Below are 22671 nucleotides of genomic sequence, written 5' to 3'. Positions count from 1 at the left end.
AGCGCTCATCGCCACAGCGCATAACCGATGCGCAGTTGCGGATGATCCTTCTGGTTGTAGGTCAGCAGGCTCTCGCCATAGCCATAGAAGTAGCTGGCCATCAGGTAGCCGGCAGTGCCCGGCAGCAGGCGCGAGAGCGGGTAGGTGACCTGGGTCTGGGCGCTGTACTTGCCGCCCAGCTTGCCCTTGCGCAGCATCGTGGCCACTTCCACGCCGTCGGGCTTGCCGTAGGCCAGCTTCAGGTCCATGTGGCCGCGGTAGTCGCCGATGTCCGGATTGTCGCGGGTGGGGCCGAGATAGGCATAGACCTTGGGGGCGACCTTGAAGTGATAGTCGTTGAGGTTGCCGAAGTTGAAGGTCGGCTCGATGAAATAGGTATTGATGCTGCGCGAGGCGGTGCCGTCGCGGCCATTGGATTCGTGCTCCAGGCCGGTGGCGATGCCGATGCGGCTGAAGATGCGGTTCTGTATGCCCACGTCCGGCAGGTAGTAATACAGGCTGGGACGATAGCTGGTATCGCGGAAGGGGGCCGAGGGCGCCGACAGGTCCCACAGCGAGAACTGGGTGTAGCCCAGGTAGAGATTGTCCAGCAGGCCGCGCGAACGCGGATCGTCCGGCACGAACACGCGGAACTTGAGACTGAGCTGGAAGCGCGCATTGGTGTCGCCATTGTTGTGGCCCACCGTGAAATACATCGGCTCATTGAAGGAGAGCCGGCGATTGTTGGAGAGGATGTCTTCGGCCGCCGGTGCGCTGTCGATGGGCGAGGCATTGGCGCCGGGCGTAAAGACCGTGGCCGAGGGCGCCACCGGGGCGACCTTGCTGCTGGAGTCGGCCAGCGGCGTGTTGATCAGGTCGGGCGATTCCGGCAAGGGCCCCAGCGACGGATCCGGGCGCACCACCGCCACCAGCACCGGTGACGCATCCATGCCGATCGGCTCGATGCGCACCATGCCACGCAGGCGGCGCGGCAGCTCGCCGCGATAGCGCACCTTGCGGAATTCACCTTGCTTCAGGGTCAGGCTGTCCTCGCCATCGACGCGCTGCAGGGCGATCTGCTGCGGCGGGATCATGTCGGCCGAGGCGGCCACCAGCAAGGTGGCGGGCAACTGATAGGTGCGTTCGGCCTGTTCGTCTTCGGACACCAGCAGGGTCAGTTCCAGCGGCTTGGTGGCGTCCATGCGCTTGGGCGGCTGCACCATCGAAATGCCGGCATGGGCCGGGGCGGCCAGCCACAGCGGCGCAGCCACACCGCACAGGGCCAGGGCCACGCGGCGCGACAGGCGCTGGCGCGCGGGCAGGCCATCTTTTTCCGTGGGCAGGCGGAATTGGGATAAGCTCAGCATAGGTTCCTTGTTGTCGATTTGTTGTGTTTTGTTGTCGTCTTGCAGTCAGTTCTACGCAGTGCCGGATGAAGGGCATCCAGGGAGGACGCCGTACGCATGCCGGGCTGTCATGCCTGCACTGCCGTCAGAACAGATCAGCGGCGCAGCATAAAGTTGCCAGCGCATCGACATCTTCTGCCCATTGGACGACTTTGATCGTGGCAATTTTTGCCGGAGGATGTCTTGGGGATGCATTTGGCCATGAGGTGCCGCCTATTTGACTCGGGGTTTGTACAGCTTTTCGATTATAAATATCAATATGACAACGGGTATTCCCTGATTGTGTGACAATCTCGCGCCACCTAAGCTTGATGACAAGTGATCCATGTTGCCAAGTTGTTTGCCGGGGCGGGACTTGCCAATGCGCCACAACACGGGCCAGCCAGCCTTCCTGCAAGCTTCGCTCAATTCGCCGTTCTTATTGCACTGGTCTTTGCCATGCTCATTGCCTCCTACGACAAGCTGCTGGTTGTCGTTTCCCTGCTGGTTGCCATTCTCGCGTCCTTCACGGCGCTGGACATGGCCGAGCGCATCAACACCACCAGCCGCCTGCAGTCACGCGCAGCGCGTTTCTGGCTGACCGGCGGCGCGGTGGCCATGGGGGTGGGCATCTGGTCGATGCATTTCATCGGCATGCTGGCTTTCCGTCTGCCCATTGCACTGGGCTACGACGTCTGGATCACCACGCTCTCGCTGCTCATCGCCATGGCCACCTCGGGCTTCGCGCTGTGGATCGTCACGCGCAGCGAATTGCCGCTGCGCCGGCTCTTCGGCAGTGCCTTGCTGATGGGCACCGGCATTGCCGGCATGCATTACACCGGCATGGCGGCCATGCGCATGCAGCCGGGTATCGATTACGACCTGGTGCTGTTCCTGGCCTCGATCCTGATTGCTGTGGCGGCTTCGGCGGCGGCGCTGTGGATCGCCTTCAGCCTGCGCAGGAACACGCCGCACGTGAAAGCCGCCCGCGCCGGCGCCTCGGTGGTGATGGGCGTGGCCATCGTCGGCATGCACTACACCGGCATGGCGGCGGCGACCTTCCCCAATGGCTCGATCTGCCTGTCAGCGCGTGAGGGCGTGGGCACGGGCTGGCTGGCGGTCCTCATCATCGTGGTGACGCTGGCGGTGCTGACCATCGCCTTGCTCACTTCCGTGCTGGATGCCCGGCTGGAGTCGCGTACCGCCAAGCTGGCCCGGTCGCTGGCCGAAGCCAATGAAGAACTGACCCAGATGGTGCTGCACGACCAGCTCACCAAGCTGCCCAACCGCACCCTGCTGGAAGACCGCCTGACCCAGGCCATCAACAAGGCCTCCCGTCACCAGGGGCATTTCGCGCTGATGTTCATGGACCTGGATGGTTTCAAGGCCATCAATGATTCGCTGGGCCACCATGTGGGTGACCGCCTGCTGGTGGAGGTCGCACAGCGCCTGTTGGGCGCCATGCGGGCGCACGACACGGTGGCACGCCTGGGAGGCGACGAATTCGTGATCCTGGTGGACCTGGTTTCCCCGGAAGACGCCATGCCGGTGGCCGAAAAGCTGGTGGAGGCGGTCAACCTGCCGTTCCGCCTGGCCGGGCAGGAGTTGCGCGTCTCGGCCAGCATCGGTATCGCCATCTATCCGGATGACGGCGCCACCCGCCACGACCTGGTCATCAATGCCGACGCCGCCATGTATCACACCAAGCGCGCCGGCCGCAACGGCTACAACTTCTTCGAGCCGTCCATGAATGCCAATGCGCATCATCAGCTGCAATGGCTGCAGGACCTGCGGGTGGCGCTGGAGCGCAAGCAATTCCGGCTGGTCTATCAGCCCAAGTTCAGCTTCTCGGACGACACGGTGCTGGGTGCCGAGGCGCTGCTGCGCTGGCAGCATCCGCAGCGCGGGCTGGTCGGGCCCGATGAATTCATCAGCCTGGCCGAGCGCTCCGGCCTGATCATCCCCATCGGTGCCTGGGTGCTGGACGAGGCCTGCCGCCAGATGCACGAGTGGCTGACCCTGGGCTATTCGGACTGGAAGATCGCGGTCAATCTCTCGCCGGTACAGTTTGCCGATCCGCACCTGCTGGACGTGGTGCGTGCTGCGCTGGAGAAACACCAGCTGCCGCCGTCCTGCCTGACCCTGGAGGTCACCGAATCGACCGCCATGAGCAATACCGAGCAGAGCCTGCAGACGCTGCAGCAGATCGCCGACCTGGGCGTGGAGATTTCCATCGACGATTTCGGTACCGGCTACTCCAGCCTGCTGTATCTCAAGCGCCTGCCAGCCAATGAACTGAAGATCGACCGCGGTTTCGTACGCGACCTGAGCGATGGCACCGAGGATGCCGCCATCGTCTCGGCCATCGTGGCCCTGGGACGCACGTTGAACCTGCGCATCGTGGCCGAAGGGGTGGAAACCGAGCGCCAGCAGCAGTTCCTGCATGCGGTGGGATGCGACGCCCTGCAGGGCTACCTGATGGGGCGGCCGATGGCGCCGGACTTGTTTCTGCAGACCATGCGCGAGCAGCCGGGCGGGAAAAAGCAGGGCGCACAGCACAAGACGGCGGCCTGAATCCACAAATTGGCCGTGGCATCGCCTGCTATTCCTTGGATTGGAGCAGCGCGCTTGATGCAAAGATCACCACATAGGGAAACGCGAGCAAGGTAAGCGTTTCAGGCAGGCTCCTGAGGGGGAGGTTGGGGCGGACGGCTCGTATTGGCGTCCGTCCCTTTTTGTTGAATCGCGCTTCAAAGCGGCGTCACAGCACCTTGCCCGGATTCATCAACTGCTGCGGGTCCAGCGCCTGCTTGATGGCGCGCATCAGACGCAGTTCCACCGGGGACTTGTAGCGCAGGATCTCTTCGCGCTTCAATGCCCCCAATCCATGCTCGGCCGAGATCGAGCCGCCGAAGCGGTCCACGCTGTCATGCACCACGCGGTTGATGTCGCCCTGGCGCGCCAGGAAGTCGGCATCGGCCACGCCCACCGGCGGCGAGACGTTGTAGTGCAGGTTGCCATCGCCCAGGTGACCGAAGCTGACCATGCGGCAACCCGGTGCGGCCTGCTGCACCAGGCTATCGGTCACGTCCATGAATTCGGCGATGCGCGAGATCGGCACCGAGATGTCGTGCTTGATGTTCTTGCCCTCGTGCGCCTGCGCCATCGAGATGCTTTCGCGCAGCCGCCACAAGGCCTTGGACTGGGCCAGCGAGGCGGCGATCACGGCGTCGTCCGCCAGCCCCTGTTCCAGTGCCTCGCCGATCAAGGTTTCAAAGATCGTGCGGGCGTGGTCCTCAGATTCGTTGTCCGACAGTTCCAGCAGCACGTATTGCGGATGCGCCTGGGCGAAGGGCAGGCGCTGCTCGGGGAAATGCTTGCAGACCAGCTGCAGGCAGAACGCCGACATCAGCTCGAAACCGGTCAAGGCCGAACCACAGCGCGCTTGCGCCTGCTGCAGCAGTTGCAGCGCCTGCGCCGGGGTCTGCAGCGCCACCAGCGCTGTCAGTTGCGCGCGCGGTTGCGGGAACAGTTTGACTACCGCAGCGGTGATGATGCCCAGCGTACCTTCTGCCCCGATGAAGAGGTCGCGCAGGTCGTAGCCGGTATTGTCCTTGCGCAAGCCCTTCATGCTGCTCATGATCTCGCCTTCGGCCGTCACCACTTCCAGCCCCAGGCACAGCTCGCGCGTATTGCCATAGCGCAGCACGCCGGTGCCGCCTGCATTGGTGGAGAGATTGCCGCCGATGGTGCAGCTGCCTTCAGCCGCCAGCGACAACGGGAACAGGCGCTCCACTGCTGCGGCTTGCTCTTGCAGGTGCTGCAGCACGCAGCCGGCTTCCACCGTCATCGTATTGTTGACCGGATCCACCGCACGGATACGGTTCAGGCGCCGCAGCGAGAGCACCACGGCATTGCCCTGCTGGTCGGGCACGCTGCCCAGTACCAGGCCGGTGTTGCCGCCTTGCGGCACCAGCGGGATACCATGGCGCGCGCACAGTTGTACCAGCGCCGCCACTTCGGCCGTATCGGCCGGGCGTAATACGGCCAGCGCACGGCCGGTGTAGCGGCCGCGCTGGTCGGTCAGGTAGCCGGCGGTGTCGGCGGCATCGGTGAGGACATGGGCGGCGCCGATGGCGGCGCGGCAGGCAGCGAGGAAGTCGGTCATGAAAGCAGGGCGCGCCACGCGAGGCGGCGCGCCATAGTGGAGGGGGAGAAGCTTACTGGGAGGCCTTCTGGATGGCCTGGCGGGCGATTTCCTTGGCGGCCTTCTTGAACGGATGTAAATACGCCAGCGCGCAGACGAAATACAGCGTGGTCAGCGCCACTTCGGCCCAGGCCAGCAGTACCGAGGCATGGACGCTGTCGCTGGTGGCGCGCACCAGGCCTTCGGCCAGGTAGACCAGGATCAGCATGGAGGACCATTGCAGCGTATAGACATCGCGCTTCAACACGCCGCGCAGGGGCAGCAGCAGCGGCACCACTTTCAACACCATCCACGAACCGCCCGGCCGCAGCGGCGCCAGCACCAGTTCCCACGCCAGGCACAGCAGGATCAGGGCGATCAGGCTGGAACTGGCGCCGAGGTAGAAGTAGCGGGCACTGCTGTTCATGATGGTCTCCGTAATTTGATGGCGTTTTCTGCCAGCCGTTTGCCCAGCGCGATGGCCAGGGTACGCGAGTCGTCCGACAGCGGCTGGTTGCCGTTGACGCCCGCCCAATGGCTGGCACCGTAAGGCGTGCCGCCGCTGGAGGTGTTCATCAGTTCGGGATGCGAATAGGGCAGGCCCACAATGAGCATGCCGTGGTGCAGCAGCGGCAGCATCATGCTCAAGAGCGTCGATTCCTGGCCGCCATGCAGGCTGCCGGTGGAGGTGAAGACGCAGGCCGGCTTGCCGGCCAGAGCGCCGGAGAGCCACTGCGGCGAAGTGCCATCCCAGAAATACTTCATGGCCGCTGCCATGTTGCCAAAGCGCGTGGGCGAACCCAGGGCCAGGCCGTCGCATTCGGCCAGGTCGCTGGCTTCCACGTAGGGGGCGCCCGAGCTTGGCACGTCCGGTTCCACCGCTTCGGTCACGGTGGAGACCGCCGGTACGGTACGCAGGCGGGCGTCGCAGCCGGGCACGCTTTCCACGCCCTGGGCGATCAGTTCGGCCAGCTTGCGGGTGGCACCATGGCGCGAATAGTAGAGCACCAGAATGGTGGCGTTGGAGGAGGTCTGCACGGAAGGGGCGGTCGAAGAGGTCGTCATGTGACTTATTATATTTCCGTTTTTTTGCGCCCAGACAGCAGGAAAAGCCGATGCATCCCCGCTTTTTCTTCATCTGCCCCAAGAGGAAGCAGAAACTTTGGGTCTGCCCGGCGTTTTTGCGGGATTTTGCTGCCCGCTTGGGCGATAATCGCCAAACTTGCCGTCTGGCGCCTTGCAGGCCTGCCTGCTGCGCGGCGGCCTGATTCAACCCCGAGGGGACGGTGCATCCGGGGATGCGCGTCCCTGATGAAGTCGAACGGATGTCTTCTTTGCGTTTTTCCTTCTCCCATATGCGTGGTCTGACCCGTGAGCAGTTCAGCGACCTGTTGCGCTTCGCCGCCCGGCGACTGCGCGAGGACCGCCTGCCGCAAGTGGCCGGCAGCCTGACCTTCACCACCATCCTCTCGCTGGTGCCGATGCTGACCATCGCGCTGGCGCTGTTTACGGCCTTCCCGCTGTTCTCGACCTTCCGCGCCTCGCTGGAAGCCTACTTCGTCGAGAACCTCATGCCCAAGGGCGTGGCCAACACCATCCTCGGCTACCTGAACCAGTTCGCCGCCAAATCGGCGCGCATCTCGGCCGTGGGCGGGGTGCTCTTGATCCTGACCTCGGTGCTGACCATGTCCACCATCGAGAGCGTGTTCAACCAGATCTGGCGCGTCAAGAAGTCCCGCCCGCTGGTGCAGCGCGTGCTGGTGTACTGGGCCATCATCACCCTGGGGCCGCTCTTGATCGGGGTTTCCATCAGCGTGACCTCGTATCTGTCGACCGCCACTGGCGGTGCGGTCAAGAGCCTGCCGTGGCTGGGTGCGAGCTTTTATACGCTGGTCTCGCTGATGCTCTCCACGCTGGCCTACACGCTGCTCTACAGCACCGTGCCCAACCAGACCGTGGACTGGCGCGATGCGGCCGCCGGCGGCTTGCTGGCCGGTATCGGGCTGGAAATCGCCAAGCGGCTCTTCGCGGCCTACATCCTGCAGTTCCCGACCTACACCATGGTCTATGGCACGGTGGCGGTGCTGCCGATCTTCCTGGTGTGGATCTACATGATGTGGATGATCACGCTCTTCGGGGCGTTGCTCACCGCAGCGCTGCCGGTGGTGCGCTATGAACGCTGGTGGCACGTGCCTTCGCCGGGCGCGGAATTCATCGATGCCGTCAAGGTCCTGAAATTCCTGCATGCGGCCCGCGTGGGCGTGGAATCGGCCGTGGTGAGCATGGACGAGGTGCGGCGCGCCACCAAGCTGGGCCTGGGAGAACTGCAGCAATTGCTCTCGCGCATGAGCGAAGAGGGCTGGGTGGCCTCGGTCAAGCCCGATACCGGCAGCCGCAGCCGCCGCGGCTGGAACCGCCGCATCACCGATGACATGGACCGCTGGACCCTGGTGGCCAATCCCAGCACCATCGAGCTGGCGCGGGTCTATCGCCTGTTCGTGTTCGACCCTGCGGTATTGGCCGAAGCCGGGGAGGAAGAAGCGCTGGTGGCACGGGTAGAGCAGGCCATCGACGCCGAGCTGGCGCAGTCGCTGGAGCAGTACTGCCAGGCCGGCCGGGCCGCCGAGGAAGACGTCGCGGCGACGGTGGCAGCCATGCCGCACGTCGCCGTGCCGCTGGAGGCGCGCCGGCGCCTGTGGGAGCGCTGAGCCGCCGCCGGCATGGCGTGGCTCAGGCGTTTTTGGACGCGATATGAAGGTTTCTAAAACGAGACCTGCCCCGTGAGCATTTGCCAGTACATCACCCAATCGCCCATGAAGGAATAGAGCGGATGGCGGAAGGTGGCTGGCTGGTTCTTCTCCACCATGAAGTGCCCGGCCCAGGCAAAACCATAGCCGCAGAACAGGGCTACTGCGAGCCACCACCACTGGTGCGTGATCAGCAGCAGCAAGAGACTCAACAGTGCCAGCGTCGACCCCAGGAAGTGTAGCTGCCGGTTGACCCGGTGCGCGTGCTCGCTCAGGTAGGTCGGATAGAACTCGCTGAAACTGGCGTAATGGCGTTCGGGCAGGATAGCGGCCATGGTCTTCTCCGGAGAGTCCTGACCTCTTCAGGTTAGTCAGCGCAGCCCCCGTTTGCAATCCTTGTGCTGAAGCAAGCTTCAGCTATCAAACGCAAATTCTGCATGGAAATACTGCGCAGCAGCGTCTTTGCGGGTTGCCCAAATGTCGCCCTTGCCCGTACCATGTGATTTCCTTCCTGCAAAGGGAGGCGTGCAGGGGGCATCTACAGCGGCTGCAGCCAGGATCAGTTATCCTGTTGCCCCCATGAATTGGATTTTCCCGGCGTCATCGCCTACAGTCAAAACAGCTTCATATAACCAAACCAGGACGACATCATGAAAGTCTCTGAAATCCTCAAGGTCAAAGGCAACATCCTCTTCACCGTCACGCCGGATACCCCGATTCAGGAGGCCGTGGCCGCCATGGCCGAGAAAGACATCGGCTCGCTGGTCGTCATGGAATACGGCGACCTGGTCGGCATGCTGACCTTCCGTGAAGTGCTGCTGACGCTGCACAAGAACGGCGGCGAGCTGGGTGGTTCGACCGTGCGCAAGCACATGAACGATGCCCCCATCACCGTCACCCCGGATACCGACTTGAACGAAGTGCGCCGCATCATGCTGGAAAAGCACGCGCGCTACGTGCCGGTGATGGAAGCCCGTACCGTGCTGGGCGTGATGTCCTTCTACGACGTGGCCAAGGCGGTGCTGGATGCGCAGGGCTTCGAGAACAAGATGCTCAAGGCCTACATCCGCGACTGGCCGGCCGAGGAAGAAGAGCGCGAAGGCAATAGCTGAACGTCTGGCTTGTTCAAACTGGTAGCCGCCTGCCGGGTGCAGGCGGCGTCGTCATGACCGTTCCTGATGGAGCGGTTTTTTATTGCCCGCTTTTATTGCCCGCTTTTCTTGCCCTTTGGTATTGTTGCCAATCCTGAACCGCACAGCGTAGGCTGCGCCCTTGCTCCCTCAACCTGACTGCCCATGCAAAAGAACAGCCAGTTCAAGCTTTTCTCCCAACGGCGCTTCGCTCCCTTCTTCTGGACCCAGTTCCTGGGCGCCCTCAACGACAACGTATTCAAGACGGCGCTGCTGACCATCCTCACCTATGACGCCCTGTCGTGGACGGACATGGATCCGGGCCTGCTCAACAACCTCATTCCGGGTTTGTTCATCCTGCCCTTCTTCCTGTTCTCGGCCACCTCCGGCCAGCTGGCCGACAAGCTGGAAAAGGGCAGGGTGGCGCGCTTCGTGAAGCTGCTGGAAATCGCCATCATGGCCATCGCCGCCTACGGCTGGATGACCCATCACCTGTGGCTGCTGATCGCCGCCGTGATCGGCATGGGCATCCATTCCACCCTGTTCGGGCCGGTGAAATACGCCTACCTGCCGCAGCAGTTGAAGCGTGAGGAACTGGTCGGCGGCAATGGTTTGATCGAGATGGGCACCTTCGTCGGCATCCTGCTGGGGGAAATCCTGGGGGCGGTGCTGGTGGTGCACAAGCCCTGGGGCCTGCACCTGGTAGCCGGCATCACCATCGGCATCGCCGTGCTGGGCTGGCTGGCCAGCCTGCGCATTCCGCTCTCGCCGGCCCCGGTGCCGGCGTTGAAGGTGAACTGGAATCCCTTCACCGAGACCGTGCGCAACCTCGGCTATTCGCGCCGCAACCGGCCGGTGTTCCTGTCGCTCTTGGGCAATTCCTGGTTCTGGTTCTACGGCGCCATCATGCTGGCGCAGTTCCCCGTCTATGCGAAGAACTACCTGCTTGGCGATCACAGCGTCTTCGTGCTGCTGCTGGCGGTGTTCTCGGTCGGTATCGGTGCCGGCTCGCTGCTATGCGAGCGGCTCTCCGGGCACAAGGTGGAAATCGGGCTGGTGCCCTTCGGCTCGATCGGTTTGTCGGTGTTCGGGCTGGAGCTGTATTTCGCCAGCCAGGCCTATGTCACGCCGACGGCCATGCTGGACCTGGGCGGCTTCCTGGCGCAGGGCGGCAGCTGGCGCATCCTGTTCGATTGCCTGGGCATCGGCCTGTTCGGCGGCTTGTACATCGTGCCGCTGTTTGCGCTCATCCAGACCCGCTGCGACCCGGCCCACGTCTCGCGCACCATCGCCGGGATGAACATCATGAATGCGCTCTTCATGGTGGTCTCGGCCCTGGTGGCCATGGTGTTGCTCAAGGCCGGGCTGACGATCCCGCAGATCTTCCTGGCCACGGCCATCATGAATGGCGTGGTGGCGGTCTACATCTTCTCGCTGGTACCGGAATTCCTGATCCGCTTCCTGGCCTGGATCCTGATCCATACCTTTTATCGGGTGCGCATCATCAACGGCCAGGCCATTCCTGACGAAGGGCCGGCGGTACTGGTGTGCAATCACGTCAGCTACGTGGATGCGATTGCCATCATGGCCGCCAGCCCGCGCCCGGTGCGCTTCGTGATGGATCACCAGATCTTCAGGATTCCGGTGATGTCCTGGCTGTTCCGCAACGTGCGGGCCATCCCGATTGCACCGGTCAAGGAAGACCCCTGGCTGACCGAAAAAGCCTTCGTCGACATCGCCCAGGCCCTGCATGAAGGTGAACTGGTGTGCATCTTCCCGGAAGGCAAGCTGACCCGCGATGGCGAATTGAATCCCTTCAAGGGCGGCGTGCAGAAGATCATCGACCGCAGCCCGGTGCCGGTCTTGCCCATGGCTTTGCGCGGGCTGTGGGGCAGCCTGTTCTCGCGCGACCCCAGCAACCCGGTGGCGCGCACCTTCAAGCGCGGGCTGTTCTCGCGCCTGGAACTGGCGGTGGGCGAGCCGATCGCACCCGAGGCGGTCAGCCCGGAAGGGCTGCAGGAGCAGGTCAGGGCGCTGCGCGGCGACTGGAAATAAGGCGGCCGGGGCGAGCCCGCCGCCCGGCGCGGCTCGTCGGCGGCCCCCGAGGCTGGTAGAATCGCGGCTTCCCCCAATTTTTGCGCGAATTCCATCATGTCCGGCAATACCTTCGGCACGCTCTTCACCGTCACTACCTTCGGCGAATCCCACGGCCCGGCCATCGGCTGCGTGATCGATGGCTGCCCCCCGGGCATGACGCTGTCCGAGGCCGACATCCAGCCGGAACTGGACCGCCGCCGTCCCGGCACTTCGCGCCACGTGACCCAGCGCCAGGAGCCGGATACGGTGGAGATCCTCTCCGGCGTCTACGAAGGCAAGACCACCGGCACCCCGATTGCGCTCTTGATCCGCAACCAGGACCAGCGCAGCAAGGATTACGGCAACATCCTCGATACCTTCCGTCCCGGCCATGCCGACTACACCTACTGGCACAAGTACGGCATCCGCGATCCGCGCGGCGGCGGCCGTTCCTCGGCGCGCCTGACCGCCCCGGTAGTGGGCGCGGCGGCCATCGCCAAGAAGTGGCTGTTCGAGAAATACGGCACCACCTTCAAGGGCTGCATGAGCCAACTGGGCGAGATCGCCATTCCCTTCGAGTCCTGGGAACACGTGCCCACCAACCCCTTCTTCGCCGCCAACGCCAGCATCATCGGGCGCCTGGAAGACTACATGGATGCCCTGCGCAAGGAGGGCGATTCCATTGGCGCGCGCATCGACGTGGTGGCGCAGAACGTGCCGGTGGGTTTGGGCGAGCCGCTGTATGACAAGCTCGATGCCGAGATCGCCTACGCGCTCATGGGCATCAATGCGGTCAAGGGCGTGGAGATCGGCGCCGGTTTCGCTGCGGTGGCGCAGAAGGGCTCCGAGCACGGCGACGCGCTGACCCCGGAAGGCTTCGTCGGCAACAACGCCGGCGGCATCCTGGGCGGCATCTCGACCGGGCAGGACATCACGGCGTCCATCGCCATCAAGCCGACCTCCAGCATCCGCACGCCGCGCCCGTCCATCGACAAGAACGGCGAGCCAATCTCGGTGGAAACCTTCGGCCGCCACGATCCCTGCGTGGGCATTCGCGCTACCCCCATTGCCGAAGCCATGCTGGCCCTTGTGCTGATGGATCACGCCCTGCGTCATCGCGCACAATGCGGCGATGTGAAGGTGGAGACGCCGGCCCTGCGCTGAGCGGCCGGCAAGCCCTGCCAGCAAGCCGGCCATCGCGCATGCGGTCGCCGGTTTTTTCTTGTGTGAAACAATTTGCAAAGAGCCAGGTCGAAGCGGCTCACGGCTGACTGGCGGCAGCAAGCACGCCAGCAGACCGGACCCGGGATCAATATCAATTACTCAAATGGAGGCGGGCATGGTGCTCAAACCTATCATCAAGAACAGTCTGCTGGCTGCAGCCCTGGTGGGGCTGGTGGCTTGCGAAACCGTCCAAACCACCCAAGGCGGTGCCGTCGGCATCGACCGCAAGCAGCAGATGCTGGTGTCCTCGGCGGAAATGGAAGCGTCCTCGGCCAAGGAATACGCCCAGGTACTGGCCGAGGCCAAGAGCAAGGGACTGCTCAATCGCAATGCCGCCCAGGCACAGCGCGTGCGCGCCATCGCCAACCGCCTGATCCCGCAGACCGGCGTATTCCGTCCGGATGCGTTGAAGTGGAACTGGGAAGTCAACGTGCTGAGTTCCGACGAAACCAATGCCTGGTGCATGCCCGGCGGCAAGATCGCGGTCTATACGGGCCTCATCGACAAGCTCAAGATCACCGATGATGAACTGGCCGCCGTGATGGGCCACGAGATCGCCCATGCCCTGCGCGAGCACGCCCGCGAGCGCGCTTCGCAGCAGGTGGTGGCCAATTCGGCCATTTCCATCGGCGCCGCGCTGCTGGGCCTGGGCGATGTCGGCAAGCAGGGCGGCCAATACCTGTACATGGGCCTGATGGGCTTGCCCAACTCGCGCGCCAATGAGACCGAAGCCGATCGCATCGGCGTGGAACTGGCCGCGCGCGGCGGCTATGACCCCAAGGCCGCTGTCACGCTGTGGCAGAAGATGGCCAGCCTGGGCGGCGATGAGCCGATGAAGTTCATGTCCACCCACCCCTCCAGCAGCGAGCGCATCGCCGACCTGACGGTCTACGCCCAGCGCGTGGAGCCGCTGTACCAGCAGACCCGCAAGCGCTGATCCGCGCGCCTTCGGGAAGACCGAACCGGCATTGCTTCCCGCCCGGAAGAAATGCCGGTTTTTTCATGCGCGCCGCAGGTTCTGCGCTTTTTCTGCTGCCTTGCAGCATTATTCTCTGTTGTTGCAACGCGGCGGAAAACACGGCGGGGAGGTCAGACCTGTCGCTTTATGGCATAATCAAATGCTATTTTTCCCGTTCAGCATCCCTTTCTCGTTTCCGCCGGACTGCAACATGCTCAAGACGCTCTACGACAAACTCTGGGAGTCGCACGTCGTTCATACGGAAGATGACGGTACCGCCATCCTGTATATCGACCGCCACCTGCTCCATGAAGTGACCAGCCCGCAAGCCTTCGAAGGCCTCAAGCTAGCCGGTCGCCAACCCTGGCGGAACTCGGCCAACCTGATGGTGGCGGACCACAACGTTCCCACCACCGACCGCGCCCAAGGCATCGCCGACCCGATCTCGCGCCTGCAGGTCGAAACGCTGGACGGCAATGCTAAAGAATTCAGCCTGACGTACTTCGGCATGAACGACAAGCGTCAAGGCATCGTGCACGTGATCGGCCCTGAGCAGGGCGCCACGCTGCCGGGCATGACGGTGGTCTGCGGCGATTCGCACACCTCCACCCACGGCGCGTTTGCCGCGCTGGCCCATGGCATCGGCACCTCCGAAGTCGAGCACGTGCTGGCTACGCAGACCCTGCTGGCGCGCAAGTCCAAGGCCATGCTGGTGCAGGTCGACGGCGCGCTGCCGGCCGGCGTCACCGCCAAGGACATCGTGCTGGCCGTGATCGGCAAGATCGGTACCGCAGGCGGCACCGGCTACGCCATCGAATTCGCGGGCTCGACCATCCGTTCGCTGTCCATGGAAGGCCGCATGACGGTCTGCAACATGGCCATCGAAGCTGGCGCCCGCGCCGGCATGGTGGCCTTCGACGACGTCACCCTGGAATACCTGAAGGGCCGTCCCTTCTCGCCCTCCGGCCCGCACTGGGAGCGCGCCGTGTCGTACTGGCGCACCCTGCATTCGGACCAGGGCGCCAAGTTCGACCTGGTCGTCACGCTCAACGCCGCTGAGATCAAGCCGCAAGTCACCTGGGGCACCTCGCCCGAGATGGTGGTGTCGGTCGACGCCCGCGTTCCCGATCCCGACAAGGAAAAGGACCCGACCAAGCGCGACGGCATGGAAAAGGCCCTGGCCTACATGGCCCTGAAGCCCAACACCCCCATTGAAGACATCCGCATCGACAAGGTCTTCATCGGTTCCTGTACCAATTCCCGCATCGAAGACCTGCGCGAAGCCGCCAAGGTGGTGCGTGGCAAATTCCGCGCCTCCAACGTCAAGCTGGCGATGGTGGTGCCGGGTTCGGGCCTGGTGAAGGAACAGGCAGAACGTGAAGGCCTGGACAAGATCTTCCGCGATGCCGGCTTCGAATGGCGTGAACCGGGCTGCTCCATGTGCCTGGCCATGAATGCGGACCGCCTGGAACCGGGCGAGCGCTGCGCCTCGACCTCGAACCGCAACTTCGAGGGTCGCCAGGGCGCCGGCGGCCGTACCCACCTGGTCAGCCCGGCCATGGCCGCGGCAGCAGGCATCGCCGGTCACTTCGTGGATGTGCGTTCGCTGTAAGGTGCAGGCAGATTCACCTGGCAGCGGCAGTTTTGGAACAGAAATCAGGAAGGCGGGATGCCATCCCGCCGACCCAAGGTCAAGCTCATGAATAAATTTATCGTGCATGAAGGACTGGTGGCGCCGCTGGATCGCGCCAACGTCGATACCGATGCGATCATCCCCAAGCAATTCCTGAAGTCGATCAAGCGCAGCGGCTTCGGCCCCAACCTGTTCGACGAATGGCGTTACCTGGACCATGGCGAGCCGGGCATGGACAACAGCAAGCGTCCGGTGAACCCCGATTTCGTGCTCAACCAGGAGCGCTATCAGGGCGCGTCCATCCTGCTGTCGCGCAAGAACTTCGGCTGTGGCTCCTCGCGCGAACACGCGCCCTGGGCGCTGGACCAGTTCGGTTTCCGCGCCGTGATCGCGCCCAGCTTCGCCGACATCTTCTTCAACAACTGCTACAAGAACGGCCTGCTGCCCATCGTCCTGACCGAACAACAGGTCGATCACCTGTTCAATGAAGTCAAGGCGTTCCCGGGTTACCGCCTGGTCATCGACCTGGAAAAGCAGGTCGTCAGCACCACCAATGGCAGCGAAGTCTATCCGTTCGACATCAGCGAATTCCGCAAGTACTGCCTGCTGAACGGTTTCGATGACATTGGCCTGACCCTACGCAAAGCCGACACCATTCGTGCCTACGAAGAGAAACACCTGCACGAACAGCCCTGGCTGAGCAACACGATCTGACGAGGATCGTCGAGACAACAGCAAAGGGCGGTCAGATGGCCGCCCTTGTCGTTACTATTCCAAGAACGCTGGAAACACTGAGAAAGAGAAGCCATGAAGATTGCTATCCTGCCGGGTGACGGCATCGGTCCCGAAATCGTCGACGAAGCCGTCCGCGTGCTCAATGCCCTGGACGAGAAGTTCGAGATGGAAACCGCCCCGGTCGGCGGCGCCGGCTATGAAGCCCACGGCCATCCGCTGCCGGACGGCACCCTGAAGCTGGCCAAGGAAGCCGACGCCATTCTCTTCGGTGCGGTGGGCGACTGGAAGTACGACAAGCTGGAACGCGCCCTGCGTCCCGAGCAAGCCATCCTGGGCCTGCGCAAGCACCTGCAGCTGTTCGCCAACTTCCGTCCGGCGATCTGCTATCCGGAGCTGACCGGTGCTTCTTCCCTGAAGCCCGAGCTGGTGGCCAACCTGGACATCCTGATCGTGCGCGAACTGAACGGCGACATCTATTTCGGCCAGCCGCGCGGCATGCGCGAAGCGCCCGATGGTCCTTTCAAGGGCGCGCGTGAAGGATTTGATACCATGCGCTATTCGGAACCGGAAATCCGCCGCATCGCCCACGTCGCCTTCCAGGCCGCCGCCAAGCGCGGCAAGCGCCTGTGCAGCGTGGACAAGGCCAATGTGCTGGAAACCTTCCAGTTCTGGAAGGACATCGTCACCGAGGTCGGCAAGGAATATCCGGACGTCGAGCTGTCGCACATGTATGTGGACAACGCCGCCATGCAGCTGGTGAAGGCGCCGAAGAACTTCGACGTCATCGTCACCGGCAACATGTTTGGCGACATCCTCTCGGACGCGGCGGCCATGCTGACCGGTTCGATCGGCATGCTGCCCTCGGCCTCGCTGGATGCCAACAACAAGGGCTTGTATGAACCTTCGCACGGTTCGGCACCCGATATCGCCGGTAAGGGCATCGCCAATCCGCTGGCGACCATCCTGTCGGCAGCGATGATGCTGCGCTTCTCCTTGAACCGTGCCGAGCAGGCCGACCGCATCGAGAACGCCGTGAAGAAAGTGCTTGCGCAAGGTCTGCGCACCGCCGATATTTATGAAGAAGGCTGCACCAAGGTCAACACCCAGCAGATGGGTGAAGCTGTGGTCAAGGCCCTCGCCTGAGATCAACGTCGCCTGGCTGCCCCCTATCGGTGCGGCCAGGCGCTTGAAATGCCGGATGGTCCGGCGCAAATGTGTTCAATCTGATTTGTTCACCATGGAAGTTCTAAATAGGGAAAGATGATGAAACTGGTTGGTTTGGTTGGCTGGCGTGGAATGGTGGGTTCGGTCCTGATGCAACGCATGCAGGATGAAGGTGATTTCGATCACATCGAACCGGTGTTTTTCTCGACTTCGAATGCGGGCGGCAAGGCGCCGTCGTTTGCCAAAACGGCAACGACCCTGAAAGACGCCAACAGCATTGAAGAGCTGAAGAAATGCGACATCATCATCACCGCACAGGGCGGCGACTACACCAATGAGATCTTCCCCAAGCTGCGCGCGGCTGGCTGGGATGGCTACTGGATCGACGCTGCTTCCTCGCTGCGCATGAAGGATGATGCCGTGATCGTGCTGGATCCGGTCAATAACAACGTCATCAAGGATGCGCTGGCCAAGGGCGTGAAGAACTACATCGGCGGCAACTGCACCAACTCCATCCTGTTGATGGGCGTGGGCGGCCTGTTCAAGGAAGGCCTGGTCGAGTGGGTCAGCTCCATGACCTACCAGGCCGCTTCCGGCGGCGGCGCCAACCACATGCGCGAGCTGCTCAAGGGCATGGGCGTGATCAACGCGGCCGTGGCTGAAGAGCTGGCCACCCCGTCCTCGGCCATCCTGGACATCGACCGCAAGGTCGCCAAGACCATCCGTGAAGACGTGCCGACCGAATTCTTCGGTGCGCCCCTGGCTGGCGGCCTGATCCCCTGGATCGACGCCCAGCTGGAAAACGGCCAGTCCAAGGAAGAGTGGAAGGGCCAGGCGGAAGTCAACAAGATCCTGGGCAACGAGCAGATCATCCCGGTGGACGGCCTGTGCGTGCGTATCGGCGCCATGCGCTGCCACAGCCTGGCGCTGACCATCAAGTTGAAGCGCGACCTGCCTTTGGCCGAGATCGAGTCCATCATCCGTGCCGGCAACCCGTGGGTGAAGTGGGTACCCAATGACCGCGCAATCACGGTCAAGGAACTGACCCCGGCATCCATCACCGGCGGCCTGGAAATCGGCGTGGGCCGCGTGCGCAAGCTGAACCAGGGTCCGGAATACCTCTCCGCCTTCGTCATCGGCGACCAACTGCTGTGGGGCGCGGCCGAACCGCTGCGCCGCATGCTGCGCATCATCCTGGGCAATCTGGAGTGATGCCGCCGGCCGGGAGCGATCCCGGCCAGCAGGCCGCAGACGATGCTGCAATGCGAATAAGGCTTGCCTTTCGCGTTGTCAGTCTGCAACAATAGCCCGCCAGCTTCCACCCCTGTGGAGGCTGGCGGGTTTTTCTCATCTTGAGAAAGTAAGTACACTTGCGGGTGTAAGTTCTTGATGATAAGTTGAAAAGCCAATCTATTTCATGAAAGCCAACAAGTGGCAGCGCTCTCGTTGAGCGCCTGCTGGATTTGATGAAATGGATCTGCTCCGGTCCGCTGGCCTGCAAGAAGAGGCGTGACAACAGCAAGCCAGGATCGGAGTGGCGCGGGCCGGCTCCAGAGGCCGCGCGGCACTTGCCCCATTCACGGCGTTGTACGGCATTCCCGGGCCAGCACCGGGTTCCAGGCCAGCGTGACGGGTTTGAAGCGGAACGTTTCTCTAAGCCAAACAAAACATGCCTGTAAATACCAATAAGAAGCTTGCCCGATCCCAGATGAAGACCCTCAGCGCCGCTTTGGCGCTGGCCATGGCCTTGCCGCTGGGGGCGCAAGCCGCCGCCCTGGGCAAGCTGACCGTGCTGTCGGCACTGGGACAGCCGCTGCGGGCCGAGATCGAGGTTACCTCCGTGGCTGCGGCCGAAGCTGGCAAGCTGACGGCACGCCTGGCGCCGGCAGAGGCGTTCCGCCGTGCCAACATGGACTACAACCCGGTCCTCAGTTCCTTGTCCATCGTGCTGGAACAGCGCCAGGGACGTCACTTCATCCGCATCAGTTCTTCCCAGCCGGTCAGCGATCCCTTCGTTGACCTGCTGCTGGAGCTGGGGTCGGGCGAATCGCGCCAGCTGCGTGAATACACCTTCCTGCTGGACCCGCCGGACAGCAAGACCCCACGCAATGCCCAGGTTGCGCCGCTGACGCCGGGCAATGCGCCTGCGAGCGCTGCGCCTGCCAGCGCTGCGCCGGCCGCTCCCGCCGCCACCGCTGCGCCGGAAATGGCTGCAGCATCCACGGCGGCACCGGCCGCAGCGGCGGCGCCAGCCGCCCCTGCTGCACAGCCTGCCCCGGCAGCACCGGCTCCCGCACCTGCCGCTGCGGCGCCCGCCAGCGCCCCGATTCCGGTCAGCGGTGAAGAGCCCGCTACCAGCATCGTGGAGCGTCCCGCTCCGTCCGCACTGGCTGAAGAACTGATTCGCCGCCAACAAGCCGCGCCGGAAAACACCCCGGCCTCAGCCAGCCCGGAGGCCATGGCCGCCGCCCCGGCTGCGCCCGCCGCCTCGGGCAGCGTTTCGGCGCCCGTCGCTGCGGCGGCTGCCCCGGCCACTGGCAAGAGCGGCGATTACCGCGTCAAGCAGGGCGACACCCTGGCTGGCATCGCTGCCCGCAACCAGCAAGCCAATGTGTCGCTGGACCAGATGCTGATTGCGCTTTACCGTGCCAATCCGGATGCCTTCCAGGGCAACAACATCAATCGCCTGCGCGCCGGCAAGATCCTGGCGATCCCGGATCAGCCGTCGGCCGCGGCCGTCGACCGTGACGAAGCGCGCGGCATGGTCGTGGCGCAAGCCCAGGACTTCAATGCCTATCGCAACAAGCTCGCCGGCCAGGTAGCCAACGCGCCTGCCGGCAAGGCCGGCAGCAACCGCCAGAGCGGCGGCGGCAAGATCACGGCGCGGGTGGAGGAGCGCTCCGGCACCCAGGAGGCGCGTGACCGCCTGGAACTCTCGCGCGCCAGCAAGGCCCGTGGCAAGACCGGCAATGCCGGCGCCGCTGCCGAAGACAAGGCTGCCAGCGAACGCGCCCTGGCCGAAGCCAATGACCGCGTCAAGGACCTGGAAAAGAACGTCGACAATCTCCAGAAACTGCTGGAGCTGAAGAACAAGACCATCGCCGAGCTGACCGCCCAGCAACAGAAGGAGGCCGAGGCCGCCAAGCCGGCAGCAGCGCCTGCCATGGCCGCGCCCGGCGCCGACAAGCCGGCCGAAGGGACAGAGACCAAGCCCGAGGACAAGCCCGCGCCTGCTGCCGCACCGGCGCCGGCCCCCGTGGCTGCACCGGCCACCCCGGCACCGACCCCGGCCGCACCGGCGGACAAGTCCGCCAAGTCCGGCGGTTTCGTCGACAAGATCAAGGAAAACCCCTACATCCTGGCCGGAGCAGGGGTCCTGGTGGCACTGCTGGCCGCCGGTGGTGGCGTGCTGGCCATGCGCCGCCGCAAGAAGAAGTCCGAGGACGGACCGGCTGAACCTGCCAGCGAGCCTGAGCCTGCCCCTTCCCCCGAACCTGTCGTAGCGGCCGCCGTCCCGGTGGCCGAGCCTGAACCGGAGCCCGAAGCCGAACCGGTCGTGGAGCCCGTTGCGGCCCCGGTCGAGGCGGCAGTGGTGGAGGAGGCTCCGGTCGATCCGATCGCCGAGGCCGACATGTACATCGCCTACGGCCGCGACGAACAGGCCGAGGACATCCTCAAGCTGGCCCTGCAGACGCAGCCCGAGCGCCAGGCCCTGCACGCCAAGTTGCTGGAGATCTACGCCAAGCGCGGCGACGTGGACAATTTCAATCGCGTGGCGCTGAACCTGCATGCCCTGAGCGGAGGCCTCAACGAGGCCTGGGTCAAGGCCGCGGCGCTGGGCCTGTCCATCGATCCGACCAATCCGCTGTATGGCGGCACACCGGCCGAACCGGAGCCTGAGCCGGAAGAAGCGCCGGGCATGGAATTCGACCTGTCCGACTTCAAGGCCGCCGAGGTACAGCCGGACGCCAATCCGGCACCGGCCGCTGCCATGGACCTGGGCCGCGACATCGATTTCGACCTGGATCTGGAAAACGGCGCCAAGCCGGATGCCGACGAGCCCATCCTGCCGGCCTCCAGCGGCGCGGCCTCGGCCTCGATGCTGCTGGACAGCCTGGAGGATGCGCCGGCTGCCACGGCCCTGGCCGACCTCGACCTGAGCCTGCCGGAAGACACCCCGGCCCCGTCGGCGGCCAACATCCTGGAAGAGGACGAGGAATCGGCCTTCGAGCAGGAAATGACCACCAAGCTGGACCTGGCCGCCGCCTATGAAGAAATTGGCGACAAGGAAGGTGCCCGCGAATTGCTGGAAGAAGTGATGCGCGGCGGCAACGACGCCCAGGTGGCACGCGCCAAGGCCATGATCGCCGCCCTGGGCTGATTACGGGCCTGGGAGCGATTACAATAGCTTCATCTCGCGGGCAGCTCGCATGAGCTGCCCGTTCGTTTTTTATCGTGCCGCCAGACCGTGGTGTGCGGGCTGTATGAAGCTTTCTGCAGGCTTGCGCAGGACCCCGGCCGCTGGCGGCAGGCAGTGAACATCCATGACAGAACTTTCTTCCCCGTCCGAGGGCCTGCGCCGTGTGGTGCTGGGCGTGCAATACGACGGCGCCAGCTGGCAGGGCTGGCAGACCCAGCCGCACCGCCAGACCGTGCAGGACCAGCTGGAAGCTGCCCTGCGGCGCTTCAGCACGACCCCGATTGCCACCACCTGCGCCGGCCGTACCGATTCGGGTGTGCACGCGCTGGAGCAGGTCGTGCATTTCGACACGGCCATTGCCCGCGACAGCTTTTCCTGGGTACGTGGCACCAATGCGTTTTTGCCGCCCACGATCGCGGTGCGCTGGGCTTGCGAACTGCCCTGGGTGGATGACGCGGCCATCGCCGGCGCCAGCGCCGCGGCCCAGGCGGCCGAGTTGCACGGGGCCGAGCGGGAAGGGGCCGAGAGCCTGGCGCAGTTCGGCTTCCATGCACGTTTTTCGGCCATCGCCCGCACCTATCACTACGTGCTCTACAACCACGCAGTACGTTCTCCGCTGTTGTCCGGCAAGGCTGGCTGGACCTTCCGCCCGCTGGACGCGGACCGCATGCACCGCGCCGCGCAACACCTGATCGGTGAACATGACTTCACCAGCTTCCGTGCCGTGGAGTGCCAGGCCAAGTCGCCGGTACGCAAGATGGAAAGCATCGCCGTGCGCCGCCACGGCGACATGATCGTCTTCACCCTCAAGGCCAATGCCTTCCTGCACCACATGGTGCGCAACATCGTCGGTTCGCTCATCGTGGTCGGCAGCGGCAAGCAGGGACCGGAATGGATGGGGGAGGTGCTGGCCCTGCGCGACCGCAGCCGCGCCGCACCGACCTTCATGCCAGACGGCCTGTACCTGGCGCGGGTCGACTACCCGGATAGCTGGGCGCTGCCGCAGGAGGCGCGTTCCTGGCCCTGGCTGTAAG

At 64.0% G+C, this 22671-nt stretch carries 18 protein-coding genes; 12 read left to right on the top strand and 6 right to left on the bottom strand.

The features are described from left to right. Positions 1-5: 5 nt before the first annotated feature. Positions 6-1346: a phospholipase A gene (locus tag ACLRDN_RS17470; protein ID WP_413457318.1), complete on the bottom strand. Its 1341-nt coding sequence runs from the start codon at positions 1344-1346 to the stop codon at positions 6-8. Positions 1347-1470: 124 nt separating this feature from the next. Then, positions 1471-1782 carry a hypothetical protein gene (locus ACLRDN_RS17465; protein WP_413457317.1) on the bottom strand — a complete coding sequence of 104 codons (312 nt, stop codon included), beginning with the start codon at positions 1780-1782 and terminating at the stop codon, positions 1471-1473. 41 nt (positions 1783-1823) lie between these two features. Here ACLRDN_RS17465 and ACLRDN_RS17460 point away from each other — a divergent pair, with 41 nt between their 5' ends. Next, the gene (locus ACLRDN_RS17460) at positions 1824-3938 is read left to right on the top strand and encodes a putative bifunctional diguanylate cyclase/phosphodiesterase (protein ID WP_413457316.1); all 2115 of its coding nucleotides are present in this window, start codon (positions 1824-1826) and stop codon (positions 3936-3938) included. Positions 3939-4125: 187 nt separating this feature from the next. Here the strand turns inward: ACLRDN_RS17460 and ACLRDN_RS17455 are convergent, their stop codons facing one another. The 3 genes from ACLRDN_RS17455 to wrbA are packed head-to-tail and all read right to left on the bottom strand — an operon-like array spanning position 4126 to position 6615. Beyond that, positions 4126-5532 (bottom strand): FAD-binding oxidoreductase, encoded by a 1407-nt coding sequence (locus ACLRDN_RS17455; RefSeq protein WP_413457315.1) that lies wholly within the window; start codon positions 5530-5532, stop codon positions 4126-4128. Between the two features lie 52 nt (positions 5533-5584). After that, complete coding sequence (locus ACLRDN_RS17450; RefSeq protein ID WP_413457314.1) at positions 5585-5977, bottom strand: DUF2069 domain-containing protein; 393 nt, start codon at positions 5975-5977, stop codon at positions 5585-5587. Further along, positions 5974-6615, bottom strand: a complete 642-nt coding sequence (gene wrbA / locus ACLRDN_RS17445) for an NAD(P)H:quinone oxidoreductase (RefSeq protein ID WP_413457313.1) — start codon at positions 6613-6615, stop codon at positions 5974-5976. The genes ACLRDN_RS17450 and wrbA overlap by 4 nt, the downstream gene beginning before the upstream one ends. 260 nt (positions 6616-6875) lie before the next feature. Between wrbA and ACLRDN_RS17440 the strand changes: the two genes are divergently transcribed. After that, positions 6876-8258, top strand: coding sequence for a YihY family inner membrane protein (locus tag ACLRDN_RS17440; protein ID WP_413457312.1), 1383 nt, complete (start codon positions 6876-6878; stop codon positions 8256-8258). Positions 8259-8311: 53 nt separating this feature from the next. Here the strand turns inward: ACLRDN_RS17440 and ACLRDN_RS17435 are convergent, their stop codons facing one another. Next, a complete protein-coding gene (locus tag ACLRDN_RS17435; RefSeq protein WP_413457311.1) occupies positions 8312-8632 on the bottom strand; it encodes an Mpo1-like protein in 321 nt (106 codons plus the stop codon). A 315-nt stretch (positions 8633-8947) separates the two neighbouring features. On the opposite strand from ACLRDN_RS17435, the gene ACLRDN_RS17430 reads away from it, so the two are divergent. From ACLRDN_RS17430 to ACLRDN_RS17385, 10 genes are all read left to right on the top strand, one after another. Further along, positions 8948-9409, top strand: a complete 462-nt coding sequence (locus ACLRDN_RS17430; protein WP_008330875.1) for a CBS domain-containing protein — start codon at positions 8948-8950, stop codon at positions 9407-9409. A gap of 183 nt (positions 9410-9592) precedes the next feature. Next, positions 9593-11482, top strand: a complete 1890-nt coding sequence (locus ACLRDN_RS17425; protein WP_413457310.1) for an MFS transporter — start codon at positions 9593-9595, stop codon at positions 11480-11482. A 96-nt stretch (positions 11483-11578) separates the two neighbouring features. Beyond that, on the top strand, positions 11579-12667 hold the full coding sequence (aroC, locus tag ACLRDN_RS17420; RefSeq protein ID WP_413457309.1) for a chorismate synthase: 1089 nt from the start codon (positions 11579-11581) through the stop codon (positions 12665-12667). 175 nt (positions 12668-12842) lie between these two features. After that, entirely contained in the window at positions 12843-13664 is an 822-nt protein-coding gene (locus ACLRDN_RS17415; RefSeq protein WP_413457308.1) for a M48 family metallopeptidase, read from the top strand. Between the two features lie 232 nt (positions 13665-13896). After that, positions 13897-15297 carry a 3-isopropylmalate dehydratase large subunit gene (gene leuC / locus ACLRDN_RS17410; protein ID WP_413457307.1) on the top strand — a complete coding sequence of 467 codons (1401 nt, stop codon included), beginning with the start codon at positions 13897-13899 and terminating at the stop codon, positions 15295-15297. Between the two features lie 87 nt (positions 15298-15384). Beyond that, positions 15385-16032, top strand: a complete 648-nt coding sequence (gene leuD / locus ACLRDN_RS17405; RefSeq protein ID WP_039784672.1) for a 3-isopropylmalate dehydratase small subunit — start codon at positions 15385-15387, stop codon at positions 16030-16032. A gap of 93 nt (positions 16033-16125) precedes the next feature. Further along, positions 16126-17196, top strand: coding sequence for a 3-isopropylmalate dehydrogenase (leuB, locus tag ACLRDN_RS17400; RefSeq protein ID WP_017452965.1), 1071 nt, complete (start codon positions 16126-16128; stop codon positions 17194-17196). Between the two features lie 120 nt (positions 17197-17316). After that, a complete protein-coding gene (gene asd, locus ACLRDN_RS17395) occupies positions 17317-18429 on the top strand; it encodes an aspartate-semialdehyde dehydrogenase (protein WP_413457306.1) in 1113 nt (370 codons plus the stop codon). A 457-nt stretch (positions 18430-18886) separates the two neighbouring features. After that, positions 18887-21598, top strand: a complete 2712-nt coding sequence (locus ACLRDN_RS17390) for a FimV/HubP family polar landmark protein (RefSeq protein ID WP_413457305.1) — start codon at positions 18887-18889, stop codon at positions 21596-21598. Between the two features lie 163 nt (positions 21599-21761). Then, a complete protein-coding gene (locus ACLRDN_RS17385) occupies positions 21762-22670 on the top strand; it encodes a tRNA pseudouridine synthase A (protein ID WP_413457304.1) in 909 nt (302 codons plus the stop codon). The last annotated feature ends 1 nt before the right edge of the window (position 22671 follow it).

The organism is Herbaspirillum huttiense (genome assembly GCF_047300815.1).
In the GTDB taxonomy this organism is placed as follows: Bacteria; Pseudomonadota; Gammaproteobacteria; order Burkholderiales; family Burkholderiaceae_D; genus Herbaspirillum; species Herbaspirillum huttiense_A.
The sequence above is the reverse complement of the archived record's forward strand: the minus strand, read 5'-3'. Positions and strand labels throughout refer to the sequence as shown.

What these genes read in the sequence shown, in the direction of transcription:
- ACLRDN_RS17470 (WP_413457318.1), bottom strand. Translation starts at nt 1,346, where the DNA reads ATGCTGAGCTTATCCCAATTCCGCCTGCCCACGGAAAAAGATGGCCTG.
- ACLRDN_RS17460 (WP_413457316.1), top strand. Translation starts at nt 1,824, where the DNA reads ATGCTCATTGCCTCCTACGACAAGCTGCTGGTTGTCGTTTCCCTGCTG.
- ACLRDN_RS17390 (WP_413457305.1), top strand. Translation starts at nt 18,887, where the DNA reads ATGCCTGTAAATACCAATAAGAAGCTTGCCCGATCCCAGATGAAGACC.
- ACLRDN_RS17415 (WP_413457308.1), top strand. Translation starts at nt 12,843, where the DNA reads ATGGTGCTCAAACCTATCATCAAGAACAGTCTGCTGGCTGCAGCCCTG.
- ACLRDN_RS17440 (WP_413457312.1), top strand. Translation starts at nt 6,876, where the DNA reads ATGTCTTCTTTGCGTTTTTCCTTCTCCCATATGCGTGGTCTGACCCGT.
- ACLRDN_RS17450 (WP_413457314.1), bottom strand. Translation starts at nt 5,977, where the DNA reads ATGAACAGCAGTGCCCGCTACTTCTACCTCGGCGCCAGTTCCAGCCTG.
- ACLRDN_RS17430 (WP_008330875.1), top strand. Translation starts at nt 8,948, where the DNA reads ATGAAAGTCTCTGAAATCCTCAAGGTCAAAGGCAACATCCTCTTCACC.
- wrbA (WP_413457313.1), bottom strand. Translation starts at nt 6,615, where the DNA reads ATGACGACCTCTTCGACCGCCCCTTCCGTGCAGACCTCCTCCAACGCC.
- aroC (WP_413457309.1), top strand. Translation starts at nt 11,579, where the DNA reads ATGTCCGGCAATACCTTCGGCACGCTCTTCACCGTCACTACCTTCGGC.
- leuC (WP_413457307.1), top strand. Translation starts at nt 13,897, where the DNA reads ATGCTCAAGACGCTCTACGACAAACTCTGGGAGTCGCACGTCGTTCAT.
- leuB (WP_017452965.1), top strand. Translation starts at nt 16,126, where the DNA reads ATGAAGATTGCTATCCTGCCGGGTGACGGCATCGGTCCCGAAATCGTC.
- ACLRDN_RS17435 (WP_413457311.1), bottom strand. Translation starts at nt 8,632, where the DNA reads ATGGCCGCTATCCTGCCCGAACGCCATTACGCCAGTTTCAGCGAGTTC.
- ACLRDN_RS17455 (WP_413457315.1), bottom strand. Translation starts at nt 5,532, where the DNA reads ATGACCGACTTCCTCGCTGCCTGCCGCGCCGCCATCGGCGCCGCCCAT.
- ACLRDN_RS17385 (WP_413457304.1), top strand. Translation starts at nt 21,762, where the DNA reads ATGACAGAACTTTCTTCCCCGTCCGAGGGCCTGCGCCGTGTGGTGCTG.
- ACLRDN_RS17425 (WP_413457310.1), top strand. Translation starts at nt 9,593, where the DNA reads ATGCAAAAGAACAGCCAGTTCAAGCTTTTCTCCCAACGGCGCTTCGCT.
- leuD (WP_039784672.1), top strand. Translation starts at nt 15,385, where the DNA reads ATGAATAAATTTATCGTGCATGAAGGACTGGTGGCGCCGCTGGATCGC.
- asd (WP_413457306.1), top strand. Translation starts at nt 17,317, where the DNA reads ATGAAACTGGTTGGTTTGGTTGGCTGGCGTGGAATGGTGGGTTCGGTC.